Source organism: Brevibacillus composti (genome assembly GCF_016406105.1).
Classification (GTDB): domain Bacteria; phylum Bacillota; class Bacilli; order Brevibacillales; family Brevibacillaceae; genus Brevibacillus; species Brevibacillus composti.
The window spans coordinates 3,020,186-3,047,092 of sequence record NZ_CP066308.1 but is presented as its reverse complement, the minus strand read 5'-3'; the positions used below and the strand labels follow the sequence as shown (position 1 = coordinate 3,047,092).

Annotated in this window: 29 protein-coding genes and 1 other annotated feature; of the genes, 28 read left to right on the top strand and 1 reads right to left on the bottom strand. The window is 55.8% G+C overall.

The genetic code is table 11. The features are described 5' to 3' along the window. From murC to JD108_RS15400, 23 genes are all read left to right on the top strand, one after another. Positions 1-1,383 (top strand): UDP-N-acetylmuramate--L-alanine ligase, encoded by a 1,383-nt coding sequence (gene murC / locus JD108_RS15510; protein ID WP_198826927.1) that lies wholly within the window; start codon positions 1-3, stop codon positions 1,381-1,383. Positions 1,384-1,599: 216 nt separating this feature from the next. After that, on the top strand, positions 1,600-2,601 hold the full coding sequence (locus tag JD108_RS15505; RefSeq protein WP_198826926.1) for a ketoacyl-ACP synthase III: 1,002 nt from the start codon (positions 1,600-1,602) through the stop codon (positions 2,599-2,601). A 73-nt stretch (positions 2,602-2,674) separates the two neighbouring features. After that, positions 2,675-3,889, top strand: coding sequence for a hypothetical protein (locus tag JD108_RS15500; RefSeq protein ID WP_198826925.1), 1,215 nt, complete (start codon positions 2,675-2,677; stop codon positions 3,887-3,889). A 193-nt stretch (positions 3,890-4,082) separates the two neighbouring features. Next, positions 4,083-4,325, top strand: a complete 243-nt coding sequence (locus JD108_RS15495; RefSeq protein ID WP_198826924.1) for a DUF4321 domain-containing protein — start codon at positions 4,083-4,085, stop codon at positions 4,323-4,325. An 11-nt stretch (positions 4,326-4,336) separates the two neighbouring features. Next, positions 4,337-4,921 carry a Maf family protein gene (locus JD108_RS15490; RefSeq protein ID WP_198826923.1) on the top strand — a complete coding sequence of 195 codons (585 nt, stop codon included), beginning with the start codon at positions 4,337-4,339 and terminating at the stop codon, positions 4,919-4,921. 122 nt (positions 4,922-5,043) lie between these two features. Next, complete coding sequence (gene radC, locus JD108_RS15485; RefSeq protein WP_323958376.1) at positions 5,044-5,739, top strand: RadC family protein; 696 nt, start codon at positions 5,044-5,046, stop codon at positions 5,737-5,739. Between the two features lie 68 nt (positions 5,740-5,807). Continuing rightward, positions 5,808-6,851, top strand: a complete 1,044-nt coding sequence (locus JD108_RS15480) for a rod shape-determining protein (protein WP_198826922.1) — start codon at positions 5,808-5,810, stop codon at positions 6,849-6,851. A 14-nt stretch (positions 6,852-6,865) separates the two neighbouring features. After that, complete coding sequence (gene mreC, locus JD108_RS15475; RefSeq protein WP_198826921.1) at positions 6,866-7,795, top strand: rod shape-determining protein MreC; 930 nt, start codon at positions 6,866-6,868, stop codon at positions 7,793-7,795. Then, the gene (gene mreD / locus JD108_RS15470; RefSeq protein WP_198826920.1) at positions 7,796-8,320 is read left to right on the top strand and encodes a rod shape-determining protein MreD; all 525 of its coding nucleotides are present in this window, start codon (positions 7,796-7,798) and stop codon (positions 8,318-8,320) included. A 42-nt stretch (positions 8,321-8,362) separates the two neighbouring features. Further along, entirely contained in the window at positions 8,363-11,110 is a 2,748-nt protein-coding gene (locus JD108_RS15465; protein ID WP_228728165.1) for a peptidoglycan D,D-transpeptidase FtsI family protein, read from the top strand. A gap of 86 nt (positions 11,111-11,196) precedes the next feature. Next, entirely contained in the window at positions 11,197-11,898 is a 702-nt protein-coding gene (gene minC, locus JD108_RS15460) for a septum site-determining protein MinC (RefSeq protein ID WP_198830148.1), read from the top strand. Between the two features lie 53 nt (positions 11,899-11,951). After that, on the top strand, positions 11,952-12,746 hold the full coding sequence (gene minD, locus JD108_RS15455; RefSeq protein WP_198826919.1) for a septum site-determining protein MinD: 795 nt from the start codon (positions 11,952-11,954) through the stop codon (positions 12,744-12,746). Between the two features lie 126 nt (positions 12,747-12,872). Further along, entirely contained in the window at positions 12,873-14,003 is a 1,131-nt protein-coding gene (rodA, locus tag JD108_RS15450; protein ID WP_198826918.1) for a rod shape-determining protein RodA, read from the top strand. 261 nt (positions 14,004-14,264) lie between these two features. Then, a complete protein-coding gene (locus tag JD108_RS15445; RefSeq protein ID WP_198826917.1) occupies positions 14,265-14,465 on the top strand; it encodes a cold-shock protein in 201 nt (66 codons plus the stop codon). Between the two features lie 139 nt (positions 14,466-14,604). Then, a complete protein-coding gene (locus tag JD108_RS15440; protein WP_198826916.1) occupies positions 14,605-15,408 on the top strand; it encodes a M23 family metallopeptidase in 804 nt (267 codons plus the stop codon). Further along, positions 15,401-16,243 carry a M50 family metallopeptidase gene (locus JD108_RS15435; protein ID WP_198826915.1) on the top strand — a complete coding sequence of 281 codons (843 nt, stop codon included), beginning with the start codon at positions 15,401-15,403 and terminating at the stop codon, positions 16,241-16,243. The genes JD108_RS15440 and JD108_RS15435 overlap by 8 nt, the downstream gene beginning before the upstream one ends. A 200-nt stretch (positions 16,244-16,443) precedes the next feature. Next, positions 16,444-17,949, top strand: a complete 1,506-nt coding sequence (locus JD108_RS15430) for an Rne/Rng family ribonuclease (protein WP_198826914.1) — start codon at positions 16,444-16,446, stop codon at positions 17,947-17,949. Positions 17,950-18,002: 53 nt separating this feature from the next. After that, positions 18,003-18,081: a sequence feature (ribosomal protein L21 leader region), on the top strand. An 11-nt stretch (positions 18,082-18,092) separates the two neighbouring features. Further along, complete coding sequence (rplU, locus tag JD108_RS15425) at positions 18,093-18,404, top strand: 50S ribosomal protein L21 (RefSeq protein ID WP_198826913.1); 312 nt, start codon at positions 18,093-18,095, stop codon at positions 18,402-18,404. A gap of 15 nt (positions 18,405-18,419) precedes the next feature. After that, positions 18,420-18,773, top strand: coding sequence for a ribosomal-processing cysteine protease Prp (locus JD108_RS15420; protein WP_198826912.1), 354 nt, complete (start codon positions 18,420-18,422; stop codon positions 18,771-18,773). A 5-nt stretch (positions 18,774-18,778) separates the two neighbouring features. Beyond that, a complete protein-coding gene (gene rpmA, locus JD108_RS15415; protein ID WP_198830147.1) occupies positions 18,779-19,072 on the top strand; it encodes a 50S ribosomal protein L27 in 294 nt (97 codons plus the stop codon). A 108-nt stretch (positions 19,073-19,180) separates the two neighbouring features. Next, positions 19,181-19,768 (top strand): Spo0B domain-containing protein, encoded by a 588-nt coding sequence (locus JD108_RS15410; RefSeq protein ID WP_198826911.1) that lies wholly within the window; start codon positions 19,181-19,183, stop codon positions 19,766-19,768. A gap of 10 nt (positions 19,769-19,778) precedes the next feature. Beyond that, positions 19,779-21,056 (top strand): GTPase ObgE, encoded by a 1,278-nt coding sequence (gene obgE, locus JD108_RS15405; protein WP_198826910.1) that lies wholly within the window; start codon positions 19,779-19,781, stop codon positions 21,054-21,056. Positions 21,057-21,064: 8 nt separating this feature from the next. After that, on the top strand, positions 21,065-21,724 hold the full coding sequence (locus JD108_RS15400; protein WP_198826909.1) for a PilZ domain-containing protein: 660 nt from the start codon (positions 21,065-21,067) through the stop codon (positions 21,722-21,724). Between the two features lie 108 nt (positions 21,725-21,832). Here the strand turns inward: JD108_RS15400 and JD108_RS22610 are convergent, their stop codons facing one another. Continuing rightward, positions 21,833-21,967, bottom strand: coding sequence for a hypothetical protein (locus JD108_RS22610; protein WP_267459279.1), 135 nt, complete (start codon positions 21,965-21,967; stop codon positions 21,833-21,835). Positions 21,968-22,170: 203 nt separating this feature from the next. On the opposite strand from JD108_RS22610, the gene JD108_RS15395 reads away from it, so the two are divergent. Genes JD108_RS15395 through pheA form a run of 5 tightly spaced genes read left to right on the top strand, consistent with a single transcriptional unit; the run spans position 22,171 to position 26,854 of the window. Beyond that, entirely contained in the window at positions 22,171-22,614 is a 444-nt protein-coding gene (locus JD108_RS15395) for an ACT domain-containing protein (RefSeq protein ID WP_198826908.1), read from the top strand. Between the two features lie 24 nt (positions 22,615-22,638). Continuing rightward, positions 22,639-23,937 (top strand): homoserine dehydrogenase, encoded by a 1,299-nt coding sequence (locus JD108_RS15390; RefSeq protein ID WP_198826907.1) that lies wholly within the window; start codon positions 22,639-22,641, stop codon positions 23,935-23,937. 3 nt (positions 23,938-23,940) lie between these two features. Then, complete coding sequence (gene thrC, locus JD108_RS15385; protein ID WP_198826906.1) at positions 23,941-25,038, top strand: threonine synthase; 1,098 nt, start codon at positions 23,941-23,943, stop codon at positions 25,036-25,038. Further along, the gene (gene thrB / locus JD108_RS15380; protein WP_198826905.1) at positions 25,038-25,970 is read left to right on the top strand and encodes a homoserine kinase; all 933 of its coding nucleotides are present in this window, start codon (positions 25,038-25,040) and stop codon (positions 25,968-25,970) included. Before thrC ends, thrB begins: the two co-directional genes overlap by 1 nt. 23 nt (positions 25,971-25,993) lie before the next feature. After that, positions 25,994-26,854, top strand: coding sequence for a prephenate dehydratase (gene pheA / locus JD108_RS15375; protein ID WP_198826904.1), 861 nt, complete (start codon positions 25,994-25,996; stop codon positions 26,852-26,854). The last annotated feature ends 53 nt before the right edge of the window (positions 26,855-26,907 follow it).

Sequence of the window (26,907 nt, the reverse complement as noted above, 5' to 3'; positions counted from 1 at the left end):
GTGGATCAGGCCCAACACGTCCACTTTGTAGGTATAGGCGGATATGGCATGAGTGCCATTGCCCGCGTATTGCTCGACCTGGGTTACAAGGTAACCGGCTCAGATGTGGCCATGAACGAACTGGCGAAAAAACTGGAACAGCGCGGAGCTGTCGTCTATATCGGACATGATGCAAATCACGTAAACGGTTGTGACAAGGTTGTCTATTCCACGAGTATCGCTCCGGACAATCCGGAGGTGGTAGCGGCAAAAGAGAGGGGCATTCCCGTCATGCACCGCGCCAAAATGCTGGCCAGCATTTTAAATGAAGGCAAAGGTGTGGCTGTGGCAGGAGCGCACGGCAAAACCACGACGACCTCGATGATCGCGCACGTCATGGAAACCTGCGGGGTAGACCCGACGTTTATCATCGGCGGCGAACTGATCAGCGCGGGCACGAATGCGAAAGCAGGCAAGAGCGAGTTTGTCATCGCGGAAGCTGATGAGAGCGATGGCTCGTTTTTGGAGTACCAACCGGCTTACGAAGTGGTGACTAACATCGAGGCCGATCATCTGGAGCATTTTGGCGGGGACTTTGCCAATCTGAAACGGGCGTACGCCCAATTTCTCAGCCATCTGAAACCGGGCGGAAAAGCGATCCTCTGTCTGGATGATGAGCACATTCGGGAATTGATGGAAACCGTAACCGAAGAGATCATCACCTACTCGATCCAGCCTGCGTATGTGGATCAGGCTGATTTCAGCGCCCGCGACATCGTCTGTGGTGACAGACGAACCAGCTGCCTGGTTTACCGGCGGGATGTCCTTTTGGGCGAGCTCGTCCTCTATGTGCCGGGTGCGCACAACATTGCCAATGCGCTGGCGGCCATCATCGTCTGTCTGGAGGCGGGACTCAGCTTTGACCAAATTGCCTCGGCCTTCACCACGTTCAGCGGGGCCAAGCGGCGCTTTCAGATCATCGGCGATGTGCGCAACATCCTGGTCGTGGATGACTACGCACACCATCCGACAGAGATCATGGCGACGCTGAATGGCGCGAGGGCATCGGGGAGACGCGTCATCGCGGTTTTCCAGCCGCAGCGCTACACGCGCACCTATTTTCTCATGGATGAATTCAGCAAAGCCTTCGCGGATGCGGATGAGGTGATCATCACCGATATCTACTCGCCGGCGGGCGAAGCCCGAATCGAAGGGGTGACGGCCGAAGTGCTCGTCGAAAAAATCCGCAGCAACAGCCATCCGCGTGCCCAGTACATCCCGACGAAGGAACTGGTGCAGGCGCATCTGGTAGAATCGCTGCAGCCCGGGGATCTCGTGCTGACGATGGGCGCCGGCGACATCTGGAAATCGGCGTACTGGCTCGCCGATAAGCTGGAGAAATAGGCTGCCGACTCGTTTGCAAATTTGTTTCAAATACAGAAAGGTCTGGACTCGATTGTCCAGGCCTTTTCGCTATGCGCTCATCCAGCGGCGCCTCGGAGGGCATGCAGATACCTCTTCCATGAGAGAATAGGGAATTGACCGCGACGTTTTTCATACTTATAATTAGTACCAGGTACTAACACTAAGTCATAAAAACGAACGGAGGCTACGCCCAATATGAATAAAAAATCGTCTGCCCTAATTACGGCGATCGGCACCTACGTCCCCGAAAAGATTTTGACCAACGCGGATCTGGAGCGCTTGGTAGAGACATCGGATGAGTGGATCATTCAGCGAACTGGCATGCACGAGCGCAGAATTGCGGCGGAAGATCAGTTCAGCAGCGATCTCGCCATCGCGGCTGTAGAGAACCTTAGACAGGTCTGGGGAAAAGATGTATCGGATGTCGACTTGATCGTGGTCGCCACGACGACTCCCGATTTTCCCTTTCCCAGCGTAGCCAGCCGACTGCAGGCGCACTTCGCGATGACCCGCGCAGGCGCTCTCGACCTCAACGCCACCTGTGCGGGCTTTTCCTATGCCCTCCATGTAGCCAACGGGATGATCAGCTCCGGCCTGCATCAAAAGGTTCTCGTGGTGGCGACCGAGACGATGTCCAAGGTGACGGACTACACCGATCGCACGACTTGCATTCTGTTCGGAGATGGCGCGGGAGCCGTGCTGGTGGAGGCGGACGCCGATGAGCCATCCTTCCTCTCCGCACACCTCGGAGCAAAAGGAGAGGGAGGCATTCACGTCTATCGTTCCGGCCTGTCCGCGCGCATGGGTGATCAGGAGCTGACGGGCGGGGGATGCATCGTGCAAAACGGCCGTGAAGTCTACAAATGGGCAGTGACGACGATCCCCAAAGGCATGAAAGCGGTCGTCGAGCTGGCGGGAAAAACGCTGGAGGAGGTAGACTGGTTCATTCCGCACAGCGCCAATCTGCGGATGATCGAGTCCATCTGCGAGAAGAGCGGATTCCCGCTGGAGAAGACCCTCCACAGCATGAAATACTGCGGAAATACTTCCGCGGCGACGATTCCCCTGGCCTGGAATTTGGCCATTCAGGAGGGCAAGCTGCAGGCGGGCGACACGCTGCTCATCTACGGCTTTGGCGGAGGTCTTGTCCATGCCGGCCTTCTCCTCACCTGGAATCCCGGTACCCTGCCCCGATAGCGGAGAGTCATAACCTGTCCCTCCCGGGCGTATGCTGGTACAAAGTAGCCTTTGCAAAAGGGAGGCGTTCGGGGTGAACGGGGATCGAAAAAACAGCAAGCTGACGGTGAGACTCAATGGCGAGCGGTGGACGAATCAGAGCGCGGAGAAAAGCAGAAGCGCACAGCAGCCGCTTCGCTGGAATACGGTTGCCGATCAGGCGCCCGTGAGAAAACAGCAGCGGGAAGGGGATGCCTGGACGCGGCTCGCCCAGCTTCGAGACAAGGCGCAGCTGGAGACGAGTGAGATGACAGAGACGGGTAGCGAGTATGTATCGCAGGCCGATCAGACCCGCGAAAATAGCCATACACCCAGATGGCGGCCGCGGATCGTGATACCCGATTGGGTTCACAGGCAGGGCTGGGCCAAAACGCTGCTGACGACGGGCGGTGCGGTTGCCATCGGCCTTTTGTTCGGATTTATGGTGCTCAGCGTCTTCCATCAGGAGCAGCTTCACCAATCCTACCAGACGGTTTTAAGCGATACGGTGGCCACCCTGACTGCTCAGGGCGGCGCCAAAACAACTCCAGAGGCAGAAGGGGGAGAGGCGCAGCCCGTGCCGGCCTCTGTGCAAGCCTCCGCAACCAAGCTGAATATACCTGGGCAGGATCTGTTTGTCGCCCAGGCCGGCGCCTTTCAGCTGGAAGTGCCGCGTGAGGCAGCCGTAGCTGCGCTGAAGGATGCGGGCTTGCCCCATCTGTTGTATAAACAGGGCGACAAGCAATACCTGTTTGCGGCGGGAGCACCCGACCGGAATGCCGTGCTCGGCTTTGCAAGCAGTCTGAAGCAAAAAGGAATCGACGTCTATGTAAAAGAAATGAAAATGCCGCCTCTGACGAGTGAGGTAACCGTAGCGGGCGGAGGAGCGAAAGACAAAGCGCCTGACCTGAATAGCTTCCTGCAGAATGGCTGGAAGATCGCCAAGGCATTGTCGCTGGAGTCGGGCAACGTCGTCAGCCTGACCCCATCCTCGCTGTCAAAGGAAGAAGAAGCCCAGCTAAAGGAGCAGCACCGCCGTTTTCTGGAGGAGAGCCGTCTCCTGGAGACTCCGGAAAAATGGCAGCCGATGTTTGCCGGTATGATAAACGGGATTAATCAGGGAATGGCTGCCCATGAAAAGATGGTGGAAGCGATCGCCGGGAAGAAACAGAACAGCGCGGAGTCCTATGCCTGGCAGGTGCAGGCCGGCGTCCTCCAGTTCTGGGAATCGTATGTCGATTGGGCGGCGGCAGTGGAAAAAGAAGAGTAAGGCGAGCAAACGGGAAAGGAAACTATCTGATCGGAATCGAACGGGGGCTTTCGGCATAATTTCTTGCCGGAAGTCCTTTCTTTCTGTACAGTAATTACCAAGGGTATTCAGGGATTGTTTCACATGGTCTCATTTGCTACACTTATGGTTGGCAAAAATAGAATCCCTCACAAGCAGGGAGTGGAGCTTTTACATGAAGGGGAAAGAGACGCTTACACTTTTGTTTCTTTTAATTTCCGGTTTGCTTTTCGGAAGCATGATGGGAGAGATTTTGGGCCCCTGGGTCCCTTTTCTGACAAAGAGCAAAGTGATAACATGGTCACCTGCAGCAGATTTAGAAATTTTGAAGTACGACCTTACCTTTCAGGTAAAACTAAATCTGGCTAGTATTGGAGGGCTCGCCCTCGCATTTTGGATATATCGCAGAATGAAGTAGGTAGATGGCACATGAAATCAAGCACAACTCTCATTTTAGCCTCCTCATCGCCTCGCCGCCGCGAGCTTTTGCAGACAATCGGCCTTCCGTTTACGGTGATGGCCAGTGATGTGGATGAGTCCACAGAACCGGGTCTGCGCCCCCATGAAATCGTGGAGCAGCTGGCCTATCGCAAAGCCAAAGCCGTGGCTGACCAGGTGGAGGAGGGGATCGTACTCGGTTCCGATACGATCGTCGTTTTGGGTGAACGCATACTGGGCAAGCCTGCTGACGAGCAGGACGCTTTTCGGATGCTCTCCGCCCTTCAGGGGAAGGAGCATGTCGTCTACAGCGGCGTTGCCTTGATTGATGCGAAGACAGGAAGGTTCGAGCTTGCGCACAGCAGTACGCAGGTACGCATTCGGCCGTTGACGGAGAGCGAGATTCATGGCTATATCCGAACCCGGGAGCCGATGGACAAGGCCGGCTCCTATGCGATTCAGGGGATCGGCGCCACGTTGGTGGAAGGCATTGCCGGCGACTATTTTACTGTCGTGGGCTTGCCGCTTTGCTTGACTGCAGATATGCTCTCCCGTTTTGGCATCACCCTTTATTAAGAGTTCTATTGGTAATATCTCATCCTTGAAAGAGCGGCAACGGCCGTGCTTCAACTGGGACTTTACTTACCTCTGCCAGCCGTATTCCGCCGTTCTCCGATAGAAGCTGGAGGCGGTAAAAATTGGCACAAAAAGCGTGTAACAAAATTCACATGAAAAACGTCCCTTATTATGACCGTCCAAGGGAAAGACTGCTTCGGGAGGGAGCGGGCTTTCTATCGGATGCTGAACTGATCGCCATCATGCTTCGCACGGGAAGAGAAAGAGAGACGGCCCTTGGGCTGGCCCAGCGCTTGCTTGCCACCTTTGGCGACATTGGCGGACTGGCGCAAGCCTCTCATGCTGAGCTGACAACCATTAAAGGGATTGGTCCGGTGAAAGCAGTAGGATTGCTGGCATCGTTTGAACTGGGACGGCGAGTGATGAAGTCCTCGCATGAGCGAACTACGATCCGTTTGCCGCGTGACGTGGCCAATTTAATGCTCCCCGAGATGAAGCATCTGACACAAGAACATTTTGTCTGCCTTTTTCTCAACACCAAAAATCATGTGATCGGAAAACAGACGATATTTGTCGGCAGTCTCGACGCTTCCATCGTCCACCCGCGGGAGGTCTTTAAAGAAGCCATCCGACGCAGCAGTGCTTCGATCATCTGCTTGCACAACCATCCGAGCGGTGACCCGACGCCCAGTCGGGAGGATATTGCCGTCACGCGGACCCTGCAAGAAGCTGGTGACCTGATCGGAATCACTCTATTGGATCATGTCATCATTGGTGACGACAGCTATGTCAGCCTGAAGGAGCAGGGGTATATCTAATCCCCGCTGTTTCGCTAACTACTTACAATACTTACGAGCAAATGGAAATTAGCGGAAGGAGTTTTACTATGTTTGGTGGATTTTCTCGTGACATGGGGATTGACCTCGGCACTGCCAATACACTTGTATTTACGAAAGGAAAAGGGATCGTCGTCCGGGAACCGTCCGTCGTGGCGATCCGTACAGATACCAATACCATCGAGGCGGTCGGAAATGCCGCCAAAAATATGATCGGCCGTACGCCTGGCAATATCGTTGCGGTTCGTCCGATGAAAGACGGCGTCATCGCCGACTTCGAAACCACGGCGACCATGATGCGCTACTTTATCAACCAGGCGCAAAAAAATCAGGGCTTGTTCAGCCGCCGTCCCAATGTCATGGTCTGCGTGCCTTCGGGCATTACCGCCGTTGAAAAGCGCGCGGTCGAAGATGCGACCAAGCAGGCGGGAGCAAAAGAAGCCTTTACGATTGAAGAGCCGTTTGCAGCGGCCATTGGAGCGGACCTGCCGGTATGGGAACCGACGGGCAGCATGGTCGTGGATATCGGCGGAGGTACGACAGAGGTCGCAATCATCTCGCTGGGCGGCATCGTGACGGCCCGTTCGATCCGGGTAGCCGGTGACGAGATGGATGAGGCGATCGTCCAATACATCAAGCGAAAGTATAATCTGATGATCGGGGAGCGCAGCTCGGAGACGCTCAAGCTGGAGATCGGTTCGGCGATTGCTCCGGAGGTGGAGGAGTCCGTGGAAATCCGCGGCCGCGACCTCGTAACCGGCTTGCCGAAGACCATCAGCGTCAGCAGCACGGAGGTAGCCGAAGCGCTCGCTGAGACAGTCTCCGCGATTGTAGAGGCTGTGAAAGTGACGCTGGAAAAGAGCCCGCCGGAGCTGGCTGCCGACATCATGGACAGAGGAATTGTCCTGACGGGCGGCGGCGCTTTGCTGCGCAATATGGACCGCCTCATCAGCAAGGAGACGGGGATGCCTGTGCACGTAGCGGAAAACGCATTGGATTGTGTGGCAATCGGAACGGGCCGTGCCCTCGAGAACCTTCATCTGTTCAAATCCAAGCACGGAATAACCTCTTCCCGGCAAAAACGCGGTAGATAAACGGAGGTTGCGTCATGTCGTTTTTCGGGAACAAGCGACTAATTATTGTCCTGGTGGGCCTGGTTTTGCTCATTACCATTGTGGGCTTCACGTCCCGGGAACGGTCTAAACTCAGCTGGCCGGAGATGTTTGTCAAAGATACCTTCAGCTTGATGCAGGGCTTGCTTTATCGCCCTGCTCAGGCTGTTTCCGGCTTTTTTCAGGGAGTTGGCGATGCGTACAGTGTCTACGAAGAGAATCGTGCACTGAAGGCGAGTCTGGATCAATATGTGAGAACAACTGCGGAATTGCACGACCTGAAAGCAGAAAATGACCGCCTGCGGGAAGCCTTGGAGGCAAAGGAAAGTCTGGTAAAATCCTATCAGCTCCGATTTGCCGAAGTGGTCGCGCGCAATCCGGACACATGGAATAATACCATTACGATTGACATGGGTCAGAAGCACGGCATTAAAAAGGACATGGCGGTGATGACAGCCAAAGGGCTGATCGGCCGCGTGCAGAGCGTTTCCAACTTTTCCTCCACCGTCGAGCTCTTGACCAGCTATGAACGGAGAAACCACATTTCCGCCTACATTCAAGTGCAGGTGCCGAATCCAAGTGGCGGGATCATGTACCAGACAGTCAGCGGCGTGATCGAAGAATACGATCCGCAGGAGAGGCTGCTGGTGATGCGGAAAATCGCTTGGGGACAGAAAATTGAAGCAAATCAACAAGTCGTGTCTTCCGGACTGGGAGGCGTGATTCCGCGCAATCTGCCGATCGGATACATCGTGAAGGCCGAGCCGGATGACTACGGTTTGACGCAGACGGCTTACATTCAGCCGAGCGCCGACTTCTCCCAGTTAAATGAAGTTATGGTCGTAGAGCGGGGCTTTACGTTCTCCCCGGCGGGCGAATTGGTTCCTACCGGGCAGCCGACCCAAACGCCTGGGGGTGGGCAATAAATGTCGCGCTTTTTGCTGACACTGACGCTGCTCTTGCTTTTTCTGCTAGAGGGAACTGTGATTCAGTTTGTGTCACCTTCTGCTTGGGGTCTGTCCTGGTTGACAGTACCCCGCTTTGCACTTGTTGGAACGCTTTTGATTTCGATGTTTCTGGGCAGGCGGGAGGGGTTGTACTACGGCCTGGCGATCGGCCTGTTGCACGACCTCTTGTACGGGCAGGTCGTCGGACTCTACATGATGACGATGATGGTCGCCAGTTATTTTGCGGGGCTGATCGTCATCCTGTTTCAGCGCGGCTTTGCGATGGTGCTCGTCACCTGCAGTCTGATCCTGTTCGGTCATGAATGGCTGCTGTACAGTGTTCATCGCCTGTTTTCGACGGCTCCCGTAGATGTCCGCTGGATGCTCCATTGGCAAATCCTGCCGACAGTCGGGCTCAATCTGCTGTTTGCCCTCTTGGTCTACGCACCGCTGAAAAACTTGTGCCAGGCCGTGAATGAAAAGCGGGATGTTCCCCTGGAGTAAACCGCCAGAATCTTGATTCTTTCGGGAAGGAGGAGAGTTGTCGTGGAGGAAAAGAAGGAGCTGAAATCTCATATACCGGCGCGATTAAACATCCTCTTTATCATCGTATTTCTATTTTTTGTTGCGATCATTCTGCGCCTGGCCTACGTCCAGCTCGTCGAAGGAGAGCAATACCGCCATCAACTGGAGAAATACAGCATTCGCGAGCTTCCCATCTCTGCCCCGCGCGGTCGGATTCTGGATAAAAACGGAGTGGTGCTCGTCTCCAATAAGCCTGTCTACTCGATCACATATGTGGAGGAGCAGGGCCAGGATATTGACGAGGAGCAGGTGGCCGACCGTTTGGCCAAAATCCTGGCAATGGATGGCGAAAAAATTGGAACGGATGAGGACTTGCTGAAGACGACGATTGAGCTGAATTCCACGCTGCCCGTCGCCTTTAACCGGGCGGAGACGGAAGAGCTGATCGGCCGGTTGATTCCCAAGCTGCAAAAGGTGCCGAAAGTATCGGAGCTGGAGGCGATGTCCGATTACGAGCTGGTCAAGACGGCCATCTACGTCGGCTTGCACGTCCGTTCTCCCTTCGACAACAAGGAGCGGGAAAAAGTCCTCAGCATGATGAAAACGAAGCTGAACGCCCCCGGACAGGCGTTGACTTTTGACGATATGTCCGATCTGGAGCTATTGAAGTACGCCATTTCGACCAATATGCAATTGAATCTGACTTTGGACAAGGACGACCGGGACGATTTGCTGAAAGAGGTCAAATACCAAATCGGCAAGCTGCCTGCTCCCGATGAGCTGAAAAATAAGTCAGACATGGATTTGCTGCGGTACGCATCGCTCTTTTCGCTGGAAATCAACCTGCGGCTCACAGAGGAGCAGCGACTCTTCCAATGGCATAAGCTGTCCCTCCTGAAAGAAATGCGCTCAGCCCATCTGCCCAGCTATATTCCGCGGCGGGTTAAGGTAAACATCAGTGAAAACGAGCGCTTCCAGATCGAAGAGAGACTCTCGGAGCTTCCCGGCATCTCCGTGGTCCTGGAGCCTGTCAGGGAGATCCACAAAGATCCCGACGGTTCGGCCTTTGGCACCCATATTCTCGGCTATACCAATGCGATCAAGCCGGAGAATCTGAAAGAGTATCAAGCGCAGGGCTACAACCCCACTGACCGCGTCGGCGTCACCGGGCTGGAGGCCTTTTATGAGCGCTATCTGCGGGGCAAGGACGGAATCGAGGAAGTCCACGTCAACAAGAACTCGGAGACCCTGGAGCGGAACCTGAAAAGGCCGGCAGAGCCGGGCAACGATCTGGTGCTTACGCTGGATTGGCGTTTTCAGAGCAAAGTGGAGGCGATCTTGAAGGAAGAGGTAGAGGCGTTCAAGAAAAGGCCGACCACGCCCAAAGAGTTTAAAGAGGCCCACGTTCTCGCCTTGAATCCGAATACGGGTGAAATTCTGGCGATGGCCAGCTACCCGGACTACGACCTGAACCTGTACTACGACCGCAAAGAGTTTAACAAACGGTACTCGACGGAAATTCTCCCGAACGAGTCCAACAAGTTTATCTACGCCGCCTACCCGCCGGCCTCGACTTACAAGCCGCTCTCGGTCATGATCGCGCTGCAGGAAGGCTTGACGAATCCTAGCGAGACGATCATCGACAGAGGGGGCCTGAACGTCGGTACCTCGTACAAGCGGAACTGGAAGCCGGGCGGTCATGGTCCGGTAAATGCCCGCCGCTCTTTGCAGGTATCCAACAACACATATATGTACGAGATGGCTGTTCGCCTGGCAAGACGGGCGGGAAAGGACTGGATCTCCAAGCTTCCCGAGCAGTTCTCCCTGCTCCGCTACTACAATGCCCAGTTTGGCCTCGGCGTCAAAACAGGGATTGACCTGCCGGGCGAGAGAACAGGCGTGATCAACAAAAACACGCACTATGGAAACCTGGCGGACGCCTTGATCGGCCAGTACGATATTTTCACGCCCATCCAGCTGGGGCAGTACGTGTCCACGATTGCCAATGGCGGATACCGTTTGCGCCCTCATCTGGTCCGGGAGATTCGCAGCGGCAACACCGATCCGCTGCAATCCGGCAAAACCCTCTCCGTAATCGAGCCGGAGGTACTGAATCGAATCGACATCGATCCCAAACACCTCAAGGTGATTCAGGAAGGGATGCGCATGGTTACCCAGATGGGGGGAACGGCGTACCGGACGTTTTCCGGCCTGCCCTTCTCGGTTGCGGCCAAAACAGGTACCGCCCAGACGGGAAAAGCGGCGGAAAATGCGGTGCTGATCGGCTACGCGCCTTACGAAAATCCGAAAATCGCTTTCGTGGTCGTCGCTCCTGACAGCTTGAGAGACGGCACCTCCAGTTCGGACGCGACCGGCTATGTCGCCCGCCGTTTGCTGGAGGCGTACCATGAGCTGAATCCGGGCGTACTGGCCCCGGCGCCGGCCGGCACAGCAGCAGCCGCACCGGAGAGCGCTGCGGCAAGCACGGGCGGACTCGTTCCTGCCGCTGGAACGGCTGGCAGCGCAGCAACAGCACCGTCCACCAGAACGACAGGCAGCCCGACAGGTACGGCTGCCACGGGCACAACCGCTCCTGCCGCAGGAGGGACTGGTGCAGCCTCTGCGGGCGGGCTTGCCCCTGCAGCCGGATCGTCCGGTTCAACCACTCCAGCCACGCAACCACCCGCTGCAGTGCCGGGAGGAGCCGTATCCTCGCTGGCTGGGTCCGGTGCATCGCGAGCCACGACGACAACACCAGACACCCGATAGGTCCCCGGGCCAGTCCATAGGTCCGGAGACCGACCCGGTTCGGCATTTTTTTCAGGCAGAGCAGGAATCTTTTGTCACGATGGCGAATGGTATCGGTCGAGGTGAAACAGGTGACGACTGTGAAAAGCAAGGTCACAATCAAGGGCACAAAAGAGGGTCTCGTTTTTTTCATGGATGATGCCTGTACCTTTGATGAACTGCTGGCCGATTTGCGAGAAAAAATAGAGCATAGCCATCAACAAATATTGTCAGGACCCCTGATTCGCGTGTCTTTGAAATTGGGGAAACGATACTGCTCCGCAGAACAACAGGAACAGCTGACCCAAATCATTCGGCAAAAGGGAAACCTGGTGATCCATACGATTGAGTCTGATGTGATCACGAAGGAAGAAGCCTTTGCCGAGCGCCTCAAATCTACTTTTTCAACACAGGTGGTTACGGTTCGCTCTGGTCAGGTACTGGAGTTTGAAGGCGACCTGCTGATCCTTGGGGACGTCAATCCCGGCGGCACTGTGCGCGCGACGGGCAGCATCTTCGTCCTCGGCAATCTGCGCGGATACGCACATGCGGGCATCAAAGGCGATACGCAGGTGATCATTGCCGCTGCGGCCATGTCGCCGACGCAGCTGCGCATCGCGGAGGTTATCAGCAAGCCGGGGGAAGAGTGGACACAGGAATCCGGAGGCACGGAGTTCGCCTATTTGGAAGACGGCACCATGCTCGTAGCCAAAATGAACTACTTGCCGCGGATCCGGCCGGAATTGGGTGTACGCAAACAAGAGATATAGCTGTAGAAAGTGGTGCCCTGGCGTAAAGGCGCCACTGCGAGGGAGGAACGGATGTGGGTATTGGAATTGTCGTAACATCAGGAAAAGGCGGCGTGGGAAAGACGACCACCTCCGCCAATCTGGGAACGGCTCTTGCACTTCTGGGCCAAAAGGTTTGCATGGTGGATACCGATATCGGCCTGCGCAATCTGGACGTCGTGATGGGTCTGGAGAACCGCATAATATACGATCTGGTAGATGTTGCCGAAGGTGCCTGCCGCCTGCAACAGGCCTTGATCAAGGACAAGCGTTTTGAAAATCTCTCCCTCTTGCCGGCTGCGCAGACCAAAGACAAGACAGCTGTGCACCCGGAACAGATGGAAGAGATCGTGACGCAGCTAAAGCGTGAATTTGACTATGTCATCATCGACTGTCCGGCGGGAATCGAGCAAGGCTTTCGCAATGCGGTGGCCGGCGCGGACCAGGCGATCGTGGTGACGACCCCGGAGAAAGCGGCTGTCCGCGATGCCGACCGCATCATCGGACTGTTGGAGCGGGAAAAAATGGGGATGCCCAAGCTGGTGATCAACCGCGTGCGCCCGCATATGGTAAAAAACGGGGACATGCTGGACGTCGAAGACATTTTGGATCTGCTTGCCATTGACTTGATCGGCGTCGTCCCGGATGATGATCATGTGATCAAGGCCGCCAACCAGGGAGAGCCGGCGGTGATGAACCACGAGTCGCGCGCGTCCATATCCTACCGCAATATTGCCCGCCGCCTGTTGGGGGAATCGGTCCCTCTCCAGCCGCTCGATGAAAAAGCGGGTGTTCTGCAGAAGGTGCGCAAGTTTTTTGGATTTAAATAAACCGTTCACACGATCAATCGAAAAAGAACAGGAGACCTCCTGTTCTTTCCTTTCGTCTGCCAAGCCCGGCGGACAGGAAGCCCCCGATTTTTGATCGAGGCATCAGGTTTTCTAGGAGGATGAGCCATGGACCTGGAAAAACGACATTTGAAGCTGATTGACTGGCCGATTCTCTTGATTCTGGTGGGGCTTTGCGTATACAGCTACCTCGGGATTAGCGGTTCGGCCAAAGGGATCGACGGGGCCATGAAACAAGTGCTGTGGTACGGGATTGGCTTTTTTGTGCTGGCTGTATCCCTGTTGTTTGATTACCGGGTGTACTACTCGCTGGCCTATGTATTTTACGCCATCGGCATTATCCTCTTAATCGGTGTGTTTCAGACGACGCCGATCAACAATACGACCAGCTGGTACAATCTCGGGCCGGTCCTGTTTCAGCCTGCCGAGCCGATGAAGCTGTTTACGATATTGGCGGCAGCCCGGCTCCTCGCCAAGCAGGCGGAGAATCCCAATCGTTTTTATTACTTCTATCAGTTGCTGCCCGTCGTATTGCTCGTGGCCGTGCCGCTTCTGTTGATTTTGGTTCAGCCTGACCTCGGCAGCGCGCTGGTGTTCAGCGCCATCCTGGCGACGATGCTGATCGTCGGCGGCATCCGGATGAGGCATTTTCTCTACATTGTGACGCTGGTCGGCAGCTTTTTCGGCACCATGGCCTTGTTGTATCAATACAAGGAAGACATCTTTTTCAAGATTATCAAGCCTTACCAATGGGACCGCATCGTCTTCTGGCTCAATCCGGATCTGGAAGCGATGGGAAAAGGGTTCCAGCTCAAGCAGTCCCTGATCGCGATCGGCTCCGGACAGCTGTTTGGCAAAGGGATCAATACACCGACGCAGGCGAGCTTTGGCTGGGTGCCGGTAGGGGAAAGCGACTTTATCTTTACCGTGATCGCGGAAAAGCTGGGCTTCATCGGCGGCGGCCTCTTGATGATCCTGTTCTTTTTCCTCATCTACCGGATGATCCGGATCGCCATGGAGGTAAAGGATCCCTTTGGCTCCTATGTCGTGGCCGGCGTCGTCGGCATGTTTACCTTTCAGGTTTTTGAAAACATCGGCATGACCATCCAGCTGATGCCCATCACGGGAATTCCCTTGCCGTTTATCAGTTACGGGGGCAGTTCGCTGCTCACCAATTTCCTGATTGTGGGCGTCGTTTTAAACATCGGGATGAGAAAAGACAGCCTTCGTTTCGACTAAAAAGAGGGCCAGGCCCCCCGTGCAAAATGCGTGACAAATAAAAATGATTATGATACACTCAACCTAAGTTAACCATTTTTACTAGCTGTAGTGATTTGATGGATTGGTTGTGGGTCGTACCTTCGGTGAGAAGCCGCCACCACGTGGTCAAATCTCGCTGTGGTATGACTTTTTCCCATACCTGAAAAAACTTCTCTGTAAAAACAGGTTAACGGTACACTTTTTCGCCTCAAGAGGCGCAATGTTTAGGAGGTTTGTTTCATGCAACAAGGTATCGTGAAATGGTTCAATGCGGAGAAAGGATACGGCTTCATCCAAGTTGAAGGTGGAGACGACGTATTCGTACACTACAGCGCAATCCAGTCTGAGGGTTTCAAAACTCTCGAAGAAGGACAAAAAGTAGAATTCGAAATCGTTCAAGGTAGCCGTGGTCCTCAAGCTGCCAACGTTGCAAAACTGTAAAATTAGGCAGATACGAAAAGCAGTCTCTCGCTGGAGGGACTGCTTTTTTGCATGTCCATCTCTCTGGCGAAGCCAATAGAATAATGCGGCGAGACAAGTCATAAGATGTACCAAAGCTTGGCCTTCGGAGGGATGGTACATGTTTGATGAAGTCAACCGAGTCAGGGAGAGAAGGAGGGAGCGGATGGAGCGGATTCGCACCCAGACGAGGGACAGTCTGGCTCCGTTTGTGGATGACTGGAAGGACCCGGTCGATACGGATCCCGATCCCTTTTCCGGTTCGTTCAGCGATTCCCACCCGTTCTCTTCCCGCCATAACCGAAACGGTCTGAATCCGTCCCCCACGCAGGAAAAATGGAGCATGCAGATCGCGGCTTCCCTGCTCTTAATCGGCTTTGCGTATGTGCTATTCAACTCCTCTTTGCTGCCTGCCTCCTGGAAAAACCAAGCGCGTGAAGTGATGACGCGCGATTTTAACTTTTCCGGTGCGGCCGAGTGGTATGAGGCGAGGTTTGGCTCGCTGCCGACGCTGTTGCCGTCGCTCTCGGGGACCAAAGCCGTCCCGGCAGCCGCGCCGAAGACAGGGGAGGTCTGGATGTGGCCAGCGACGTGGAGAGTCGTAAAACCATATGACCCCAAAAGCACCAAGGTGGTGCTCAGCACCGAAGGAGACGGCTCTGTGACGATGGGCGAGACAGGCTGGGTCACCTATGTGGGCGATAAGCCAGGCTATGGCCAGACCGTCGTCGTCCGTTTGACCAAGGGAAGGGAAATCTGGTTTGGCAATCTGGAGCAAGTCCATGTCAGCGAGGATGATTTTCTCGAGCCTGGGCAGGTCATCGGGATCTCCCGCGGGGCCAATGAACAGGCGCGTCACCTGTACCTGGGCATGCTTGTGCAGGAGAAGCCGGTTGACCCACTGGAAGTGATCTCCTTTGAATGACGGACGTCTCTTCGGGATCCGCATCCGCATCCACCTGCTCTTCTGGGGCGTGATCGGCCTCTCGCTCCTGATGGGGATGTTCACCGAGGTCATCACGCTGTTCATCATCGTCTGCATCCATGAGATGGGGCATGTAGCCGTTGCCCGAGAGCTGGGATGGACGGTAACGGAGGTACAGCTCCTGCCTTTTGGCGGGGTAGCTACGATCGAGGAGGCGTATGCCGCAGATCCGATGGATGAAATCGTGGTGGCGCTCGCCGGTCCCTTTATGAATATCGTCATGATGGCCTTCTCTTGGGCCTGCTGGAGTGCGGGCTTCTGGACCGAGGAGTGGGCGCTGTTCTTTCTCAAAAGCAATCTCATTATCGCAGGATTTAACCTCTTGCCGATCTGGCCGCTGGATGGGGGGCGTATCATACAAGCGATCTTATGCTGGTATCTCCCTTATCGAAAAGCGGCTATTTCTTCGCTCGCGGCCAGTACCATGCTGGCGGCCCTGATGTTCGGGATAGCGGGCCTCTCCCTGCACATGAATGTAGCTGTGGTGGCGGCTTATCTTCTCGCGATCAACATCCAGGCAACTCTGCGCTTTCCCTATCAATTTATCCGCTTCCTCATGGAGAAATATGTGCGTATGGCAGACGAACAGGCGGTCCGCGCATTGACGGTTTCCCCGACCGCGACCGTCATCGAGGTGTCCCATCTGCTGTGCAGGGGATACACCCACCTGGTTTATGTCAGGGGAGCGGGGATGCTGCCTGAGGATGAATTGCTGCAAGCGGTGCTGTTTGAGCAAAAGCAAGATACACCGGTAAGTAAGTTGCTGAAGCTGTGATGCCGACAGCCAGTTTGGATACCTCGCCTGCGCGAGTCCTTCTACGCAGGCTGTTCGCGATCAGATCTCGCCATTTACGCTTTTCTTTCCGTGCCGGCTATGCTAGATTACGGATACAGATTACGGTGCCTCCGCCAGCCGAACCATAGGAAGATGGGGGCTGGCCGGGGGAAGCTGGGCGACGGCGAGGAGGTAGTTCGGTGAAAAGAATCGGCATCGGCACGGCAGACGGACAGATGCGCATCGCGCTGCTGGAGCAGTCGAGACTGGCAGAGTGGCGCACGCGATCAGAGAGCGGGGAACCGCGGATCGGCGCCATCTACCTGGGAAAGGTAGCGAGAGTGGTACCAGGCATTCAGTCGGCCTTTCTCGATATCGGTACGGATGAGCATGCCTTTCTCTACGTGGACGAGGCGGCACCGCCCAAGCAGCGGGGAGCGGAGGAGCGATCCATCAGCCATTTCGTGCGCGAAGGGGAAACGCTGCTCGTCCAGGTGATCAAAGAAGCGACGGAATCGAAGGCCCCCCGCCTCACGACGCAGATCAGCCTGCAAGGCCGCCTCTTGGTGTACCTGCCGCCGGAAGGAAACGGAGCGGGAGCAGAGCCGGTCTCCCTCTCCCGCAAAATCAGGGATCCGCAGAAACGGGCGGAATTGCAGGCGGTTATGCTCGGACTGCTGGCAGACGGGGAAGGCGTCGTGGTCCGCACGGAGGCCGCAGAGGCAGACAGAGAGCAGCTCCAACAGGAATGGATGTTTTTGCGCGAGCGCTGGCAGCAGATTCTGCTTGCCGCCCGTGGAAAAAGAACGCCCGGTCCCGTGTGGCAGGGGGATGATGTGATCGAGTCTGCCTTGCGCGACTTTTTGTCGGCTGATGTGGCGGAAGTAGTCGTGGAGGATGCCGGTTTGTACCAAGAGACACGCCGGCTGATGCAAGCATTGTTTCCGGAATCGCTGGCAAAGCTCCGTTGGCACCGGGAGCGGGAGCCGTTGTTTTGGCAATGGGGGATACGCGAACAGCTGATGGCCGCCCTCCATCGCGAGGTGCCCCTGCCCGGCGGCGGCAATCTTGTGATCGAGCGGACAGAGGCGCTGACCGTCATCGATGTGAACACGGGAGCTTTTCAGGGGAGAGGGGGGCAGCAGCGGGAACAGGCTGTCACCCTGGCCAATGTGGAGGCTGCCCGGGAGATCGCGCGGCAGCTGCGCCTGCGGGACATCGGCGGCATCGTGCTGATTGATTTTATCAATATGCGCGAGTCTGCCAATCGCGAGCGTGTGCTGCAGGCCTTGCGCACGTCACTGGCTGACGATCCGGTTCCTGCCGCAGTGATCGGAATGACGCCGCTCGGTCTGGTCGAAGTGACGCGAAAGCGCACCGGAGCCAGTCTGGCCGAGCGGATGACAGAGACCTGTTCCTGCTGTGCAGGGAGCGGTCGGCTCTTGCACAGCGCCGTACATTTTCAGCATCTGCGGGAAGATTTGGCTGCTGTGGTGCGCACGCAGGAGGCGGAAGCCGCATTAGTCGAGCTGTCCCGGCGGCTGTATGAAAAGTGGCAGAGCGGACAAGCCCCGGTGGAAGGATGGCCGCTCCACTTGCATGTGCTGCCGGGCGAAGAACTGGCAGGTGACCGGTATCGGATCCTCTACGCCGGACGTGCGGAAGAGGCCGAACGGCTGTACCTCACTCGAACAAAAAAACCTTGACTAGGCGGACTGGGCTATGGTATTCTAATGGTTGTCATACAGCTATGCCTCACAGCATACTGTAACCGCACGAAACAGGTAGCGAAAGACGCCGCTCGCGGCGCACCTGCACAGGCGAGTCTGAGTATAGGAGGTGCACACACATGTACGCTATTATCGAAACCGGTGGAAAACAGTACAAAGTAGAAGAGGGAGCGGTTCTCTTCATCGAGAAGCTGCCTGCTACTGAAGGTGACACAGTTACTTTCGACAAAGTTCTCTTTGTAAGCAAAGACGGCAAGGTTACAGCAGGAGCTCCTACTGTAGCTGGCGCAACGGTAACGGGTAAAGTAGAAAAACACGGTAAAGGCCAAAAAATTATCGTGTTCAAATACAAATCCAAGAAAAACTACCGTCGCAAGCAAGGTCACCGTCAACCGTTCACTAAAGTTGTGATCGAAAAGATCAACGCTTAATAGTAGGAAACGGTTATGATTGAAGTGATCGTGAATCGAGCGCCGTACGGAATCAAAGAGGTGTGCATTTCCGGACATGCCAATGCGGCAGCCTACGGATCAGACATTGTCTGCTCTGCGGTGTCTGCGATCAGTTTTGGCACTTTGAATGCAATTCACCCTCTGCTCGGCATCGTTCCGCAGGTCTCGCAGGCCCAGCAGGGCGGCGGGTTTCTCCGCTGGAGCATTCCATCCCTGGAGGATACGGAGCTCCACGAGAAACAGCAATTGCTGGCCGAGAGCATGGTGATATCTTTGCTCGCGGTTGCTGAGCAGTACGGATCATACGTTGCGGTACAAGATGATAAATGGCAAGGAGGTGCCTCATGATGAAAATGCTCTTTACTGTGGATCTTCAGTTCTTCGCCTCCAAAAAAGGGGTAGGTTCCACGAAGAACGGTCGCGATTCCATCGCCAAGCGTCTTGGCGTTAAGCGCGGCGACGGTCAATTCGTAAAAGCCGGTAACATCCTCGTTCGCCAACGCGGTACGAAAATCTACCCAGGTGAAAACGTGATGAAAGGCGGAGACGACACTCTGTTTGCAACTGCAGACGGTGTTGTTCGCTTCAAGCGTCTGGGCCGCGATCGCAAACAAGTGGTGATCGAGCCGGTCGCTGTACAAGCGTAAATACGGAAACGAAAAACCCAGCCTTGTTGCTGGGTTTTCTTTATGTCCGCAGATGCATGTGTTACAATGGGACAAGAAAAGAAATTCTTATCGGTCTGGGTGGGGAAGATGATAGACGAGCGAAAGCTGTTTACGCAGCAAACGGACGAACTGCTGACCGTACTGAATCGGCAGCGTCATGACTGGTTAAACCATCTGCAGGTGCTCCTTGGCTATCTTCGTCTGGGACGCCCGGAGGAGGGAGAGGCCTACCTGAAGCGCGTGTCTGAACTGGCGATGCAGGAAAGCATGCTGGCCCGATTGAACTGCTCGATGCTATCCGTCTTCTTTTTAACTTTCAACGCGCTGCACAAGGACATGATCCTGGAAGTAGACGTATGCAATCACGTCGATCTTGCACGGACAGCGCTGGATCAGGAAACCTTGTTTCGCACCATAGCAGGTACGGTTTGCGCGGTTTATCAGCGTCTGGAACAGAATCAGTATGAACCGGCCAGCATGCAGCTTTTCCTTCTGGGCGGAGAGCGGGAGATGCGCGTCCGATTTGATCTGGCGGGCAAAATTCGTGCATCCGGAGCGGCTGATCTGGAAAAACTGGTACGTGACGGTATGGCGAGCACGGTGACTGTCGCCGAGTGGATACATACAGATGAGGAATGGATACTGGAATTGGTGATTCCGGTTGTCGAAGGATAGAGGTGACACCATGTTTGTCGATCAAGCGAAAGTGTACGTGAAAGGAGGAGACGGAGGAAACGGAGCCGTCTCTTTCCGGAGAGAAAAATACGTGCCGCTGGGTGGTCCTGCCGGCGGTGACGGCGGCCGCGGCGGGGACGTCATCTTCGTCGTGGACGAAGGTCTGCGCACGCTGGTAGATTTTAAATACCAGCGCCACTTCAAGGCGCCGCGCGGCGAGCACGGACGGAACAAGGCACAGCACGGGGCAGGTGCAGAGGATCTGATCGTCCGGGTTCCCCCGGGCACGACCGTGGTAGACGATGATACGGGGGAAGTGATCGCCGATTTGGTGGAGCATGGCCAGCGGGCCGTGATTGCCAAAGGCGGCCGCGGCGGTCGCGGAAACATGCGCTTCTCGACGCCGGCCAATCCGGCCCCGCATATTTCCGAAAACGGCGAGCCGGGCCAGGAGCGATACATCACGCTGGAGCTGAAAGTCATGGCGGATGTGGGCCTGGTCGGTTACCCCAGCGTGGGGAAATCGACGCTGCTCTCTTCCGTGACGGCAGCCAAGCCAAAGATTGCCGACTACCACTTTACCACACTCACGCCCAATTTGGGTGTGGTGGACTTGGGAGAGCGCAGCTTTGTCATCGCCGACCTCCCGGGTTTGATCGAGGGAGCTCATGAGGGCGTGGGGCTGGGACATCAGTTCCTGCGTCACGTCGAGCGCACGCGCCTGATCGTCCACGTGATCGACATGGCTGCTGTGGACGGACGAGACCCTTATGAGGACTTTGTGCAGATCAACAAGGAATTGAGACTGTACAATATGCGCTTGGAAGAGCGTCATCAGATCGTGGCTGCCAACAAGATGGATTTGCCCGAAGCCCAGGAAAACCTGAAGCGCTTCAAGGAAAAGCTGCCGGACATCAAGGTCTACGAGATCTCCGCGGCGACCAGGCAGGGTCTGCAGGAATTGATGTACGCCATCGCGGACCTGCTGGAAACCATCCCGGACAAGCTCACGGTGGAAGAAGTGGCGGAAGCAGAAGAGCGGGTCGTATTTCGCGCGGAAAAAGAACCCGAACCGTTCTTTATCACGCGAGAGGATGACACGTTTATCGTCAGTGGAGAAAAGATCGAAAAACTGGTGCGCATGACCAACCTGAACAGCTATGATTCGGTTCAGCGCTTTGCGCGCATGATGCGCAGTATGGGAGTTGACGACGCCTTGCGCCGGCATGGCGCCAGGGATAAGGATACCGTTCGGATTGGCGACTTTGAGTTTGAATTTGTGGAGTGATGAATGGTATGGCTGAAGTAGTCTCCCTGTCCCCTTTTCTGGCTGACCGAAGATTGCATCGCGGGGCCGTCTTGCCCATGATGGTCGCGACAAAGGTGAACCAAACGCTGATGGTATTGGTCGAACACGTGGAGCCGGGATATCTGATCGCGTCGTATACACAGGATGCGGGAGCGATGGGTTCCCTGGTCGGCGCTGCCGTTCGCATGCGCTGGGAAACGGATACGGCGGTCACAACCCTGGATATGCAGGTCGTCCAGGAGGAGGCCGTCTGGCCGGTCAGCATGCTTCGCCTTCAGCCCGTCGGATTGGTGAGTGCGGCCAAAGGACAGCCCCAACTGTACAAACCGGATGTGGCCATCACGATTCCTTACAAAGTCATGGGGGCACGCCCGATTGAGGAAAACGGAACGGGGAATCTGCTGTCTTTTTCTCCGGAAGGACTGGTGATGAGCACAGACGGCTTCGTATCGGTTGGAGAGTTTCTCCACCTGTCCTTTCAATTGCCCGGTACGCCGCAGGAGCTGGTGGCCATGGCAAAAGTGGTGGAAAAAGCCTATGAGAACGGGAAATCGGTCATCGGGCTGAACTTTACGGATATGAATGAAAAGCACCAAAAAGCCTTGCGCGACTATTACCGCAAGATTTCGCAAGCCGCTTCTTCCTGAGGAGCGGTTTTTTCTATTCTTAAGCCCATCAAAGTCCTGCAAGGCCCAACAAAGACGGCCCCGAAAAAAAGTATGCCCCGGACAGGCATACTTTTTCTCGGTCGACACCTAGCGATTGCCGCTCGGATCTTCCGTGATATGCGGAGACTGCGCCATCTTTTTCCCGCGCATCTCGTCTCCGAATTGATCCAGATCACTTGGCTTGCTGGCCGGGTAGTTATTGCGTCTTTGGGATTTATCCATTTTGCCGCGTCCTGCCAACTTCCATCACCTCGTTTCTGATCAGGATGGGTTATAGTCTCTCCAGGAACTGCCGTCTCATGTAGAGAGCGGAAGCAGGAGGCCCGATTTGAGAAAATATCGGAGAAAGGATTGTCAGATCATGAGGAATCAGATATAATGTCCCCTATGTAAATACAACTGTTTTTCTCAGGAGGACATAGTGAGTGAACAGGGAAGAAAAGTTCTATCTGATACGCGCAGACATCCTGCCCGAGTCGATTGCGAAAACGATTGAAGCGAAAAAATTGCTCGATTCCGGCGAGGTAGACACGGTTAATGAGGCGGTCGAGCGGGTCGGATTGAGCAGGAGCGCCTTTTACAAGTACAAGGACAGCATTTTTCCGTTCAATGCGATGATGAGCGAAAAGATCATGACGATTACCTTTGCATTGGAACACCGTTCCGGGCTGCTCTCACGTGTGCTGCAATTCGTAGCGGACCAAGGGGGCAACGTTTTGACCATCAACCAGACGATTCCGCTGCAGGGCATCGCCAATATCACGCTGTCGGTGGACATGGCCAATCTGAAGGTGCCCAGCACCGAGTTTCTGGAAGGACTGCAAGAGATAAACGGCGTCCGCAAAGCGATGATCGTCGGTCGCGGATAAGCCGCCCATAGAGGAGGAGAACAGATGGAGAAGCAAATCGTACGTGTAGGCTTAATGGGCTTTGGAACAGTGGGAACAGGGGTCGTCCGGATTGTTCAGGCCCACCAGGAGGATCTGCAGAAGCAGACCGGGCTGGGCATCGAAATTACGAAAATCCTCGTTCAGAATGCTGAGAAATCGCGCAGCATCAGCGAAATGGATCCGCTACTGACGACAAATGCAGACGAAATTCTGAATGATGCGGATATTGATGTCGTGGTCGAAGTGATCGGCGGCATCTCGCCGGCGCGCGAGTACATCCTGGCCGCTCTCGAACAGGGCAAGCACGTCGTGACGGCCAACAAGGATCTGATGGCGCTGCACGGTGCCGAAATCCTCGCCAAGGCGGAGGAAAAAGGCTGTGATGTGTTCTACGAAGCCAGCGTCGCCGGGGGCATCCCGATTCTCCGCGCACTGGTCGAAGGCTTCGCTTCGGACCGCATCACCAAAATGATGGGCATCGTCAACGGGACGACGAACTACATCATGACCAAGATGAGCCAGGAGGGCGCCGATTATGCCGACGTCCTGAAAGAAGCGCAGGCACTCGGCTATGCGGAAGCCGATCCTACCTCTGACGTGGAAGGCTTTGACGCTGCCCGCAAGATGGCGATCTTGGCCACATTGGGCTTCCGCGTGCCGATGAAGCTGGAGGATGTGGACGTCAAGGGCATCAGCAGCGTCTCGAAAGAAGATATCGCCTACGGCAAGCGACTCGGCTATGAAGTCAAACTGCTGGGCTTGGCCCGCCGCGACGGAGAGGCGATCGAGGTCAGCGTACAGCCGACGATGGTGGCCAAGCATCATCCGCTCGCTTCGGTAAACGGCGTATTCAATGCCGTCTACGTCCACGGAGAAGCGGTCGGCGAGACGATGTTCTACGGACCGGGTGCCGGAGAGCTGCCAACAGCCACGGCGGTGGTATCCGACCTGGTAACCGTGGTGAAAAACATGAAGCTGGGCGTAAACGGACGAGGCGTCGTCGCCCCTTACAAAGAAAAGGTGTTAAAAGCTGACAGCGAAAAGCTGTCCAAGTATTTCCTCCGCATGGTCGTCGCCGACAAGCGAGGCGTGCTTGCGAAAGTGACACAACTGTTGGCAGAGAAAAACATCTCGCTGGAGCAGGTCGTGCAACAGCCATACAACAACGGCAGCCAGGCCGAAATCATTCTGGTCACGCATCAGGCAGCCAAGAGCGATATGGACAGCGTCCTCGCCTACATGGAGGGCATGGAAATCGTCGAAGAGATCAAGAGCTGCTATCGGGTCGAGGGAGGAGAGTAAGAGATGAGTCAGCCATCATCGCCAATTACCATCAGCCGTCATACGGGAATTCTGGAACGTTACAAGAGCTTTTTGCCGGTGACGGAGAAGACACCGCTGCTCAGCCTGCACGAAGGGAGCACGCCGCTGATTCACGCGCCCAATCTGAGCGCAAAAATCGGCGTGGAGCTTCATTTTAAATACGAAGGATTGAATCCGACCGGATCGTTTAAAGACCGCGGCATGGTCATGGCTGTAGCCAAGGCAGTGGAAGAGGGAAGCCGTACGATCATGTGCGCCTCGACCGGAAATACCTCGGCAGCGGCAGCAGCCTATGCAGCTCGTGCCGGCCTGCGCTGCATCGTCTTGATCCCGAACGGCAACATCGCGCTGGGCAAGCTGGCCCAGGCGATCGCCTACGGCGCTGAAGTCATCGCCATCGACGGCAATTTTGACGAAGCCCTGCATATCGTTCGCGACATTACGGCATCCGAGCCGATTACGCTGGTCAACTCGGTCAATCCATACCGAATCGAAGGACAAAAAACCTCCGCCTTTGAAATCTGCGACGCACTCGGCAAGGCGCCTGACATCCTGGCGATTCCGGTGGGCAATGCGGGGAATATTACGGCCTACTGGAAGGGCTTCCGCGAGTATCAGGAAAAAGGACTGATCGCCTCGCTGCCCAAAATGTACGGCTTTCAGGCAGCGGGTGCCGCTCCATTGGTGCGCGGCGAGACGGTACATAATCCGGAGACGATTGCCACGGCCATCCGGATCGGCAACCCTGCCAGCAAAGAGGGGGCGCTTGCAGCCATCTCCGAGTCCGCCGGCCTTGTCGACAGCGTGACGGATGAAGAGATTCTCGAAGCCTATCAACTGCTGGCGAAGCATGAGGGCATCTTCTGCGAACCGGCATCTGCGGCTTCGCTCGCGGGCGTGATCAAGTCCCGCAGGCTGGGCAAGGTGCCGGACGGTGCCAGGGTCGCATGCGTCTTGACCGGAAATGGCTTGAAAGACCCGAATATTGCGCTGGGGCTCGTCGGCGAAGAGCCCCGTTCCGTCCCTGCCACCCGCCAAGCGGTGATGGCGCTGATCGGCGAGAGGGCAGGGGAGGCATAATGGCTCGACAATCTGCCGTACGTGTAAGCATTCCCGCAAGCACTGCCAATCTCGGTCCCGGCTTTGACACGGTCGGCATGGCATTTTCCCTGTACTCCTCCGTGGAGATGAGCGTAGCGGAGAAGACGGTTATTGAACTGGTAGGCCCTGAACTGCAGGGCCTGCCGCAAAATAAAAGCAATTTGCTCTACGAAGTGGCCGCCGATCTGTTCCGCGAGGCGGGCCAGGCAGTACCGGAGCTGCATATCCGGGCAAGCAGCGATGCACCGTTGACCAGGGGGCTGGGCAGCAGTGCCGCCGCGATCGTGGGGGCGCTGGTCGCCGCCAATCAGCTGGCCGGCCAGCCGTTTTCTCGCGAAGACCTCTTCCGCATGGCTTCCTGGCGCGAAGGCCATCCTGACAATGTGGGAGCGTCCCTTTTTGGCGGCGTGGTCGTAGCCAGCATGCCGGAGAACGAGGACGAGCCGATCCCGTTTGTGCGCTTTGGGCCTCCTGAAGCGCTGCATATCCTGGCCATCATTCCGAATGCACCGCTTTCGACTGAAAAAGCGAGAAATGTCCTGCCGACGTTGTACAGCAAGCAGGATGTGATTTATAATGTTGGTCATAGCAGTCTGCTGGTGGCCGCATTGGCTCATGGCAGGCTTGACCTGTTGAGCCAGGCGATGAAGGATCGGATGCATCAGCCGTACCGTGCCAAGCTCGTGCCCGGTCTGTCGGAGATATTGGCAGGAGCAAACGAACATGGAGCGCTGGGAGCCACGCTGAGCGGCGCTGGTCCCACGATCCTTTGCTTCTACCAGACAGAAGCGGATTTGGGGCGGCTGAGTCCATTTGTGGAGCAGGTGATGAGCGAACAAGGCGTCGCTTATCGCGCGATGCAGCTGAAACCGGATCACCATGGCGCACAGGTAGTATTCGAAGAGAGATAGTAAATACGGATAGGAGTACTACCATGGAGAAGAAGCTAGCTTTTTTAGGGCCGCATGGAACCTTCAGCGAGGAAGCCGCGAGGGCTTTGACAGCCGGGCAGAGGTTTCAGCATTTGCCTTATCCGAGCATTATTGATGTAATTAGTGCCGTCGCCGAGGGAAAAGTGGATTACGGTGTCGTTCCGATCGAAAATACGATCGAAGGCACGGTCAATTCGGCCTTGGACTGGCTCATTCACGAAGTGGATTTGCCTATTCTCGCCGAGTTGGCTCTGCCGATCTCCCAGCATCTGCTGATCGCACGCCGCGAGGAGCCGCTGCAATTGTCATCGATTCAGCGCATCTTGTCGCATCCGCATGCCATCGCCCAATGCCATAATTTTATCCGGGAGCATCTCCCCCAAGCGACTATCGAGTACACCAACAGCACAGCCAAAGCGGCGCAGATCGTCAGCGAGCATCCGGAGGAAGCCTGGGCGGCCATTGGCACCCGCTTGAATCCGGAGATTTACCCGCTCTCATTTGCCGCTCAGGAAATTCAAGACTATTCCAATAACTACACGCGCTTTTTGCTGATCGGCACAGAACCGCTCGACATGCCGCTCTGCCCCAAGGAAAAGACGACGATCCTGGTGACGATGCCGGAGGATTTCCCCGGAGCGCTGTACCAGGTGCTGGCTGCCTTTGCTTGGCGCAAGATCAACCTGTCCAAGATCGAATCCCGCCCGACGAAAAAGGGGCTGGGCAGCTATTATTTCGTCATTGACATCGAACAAAAGATGGATGATGTCCTGCTTCCGGGCGCTTTCGCCGAGATCGAGGCCCTGGGCTGTCAGGTCAGACAGCTGGGCACCTATCCCTCTTACCTCTACAAAACCACCTGATGGGTGGTTTTTTTTTCTGCCCCTTTTGGGCGAGGCGCAGGCCGGGGTGGTGA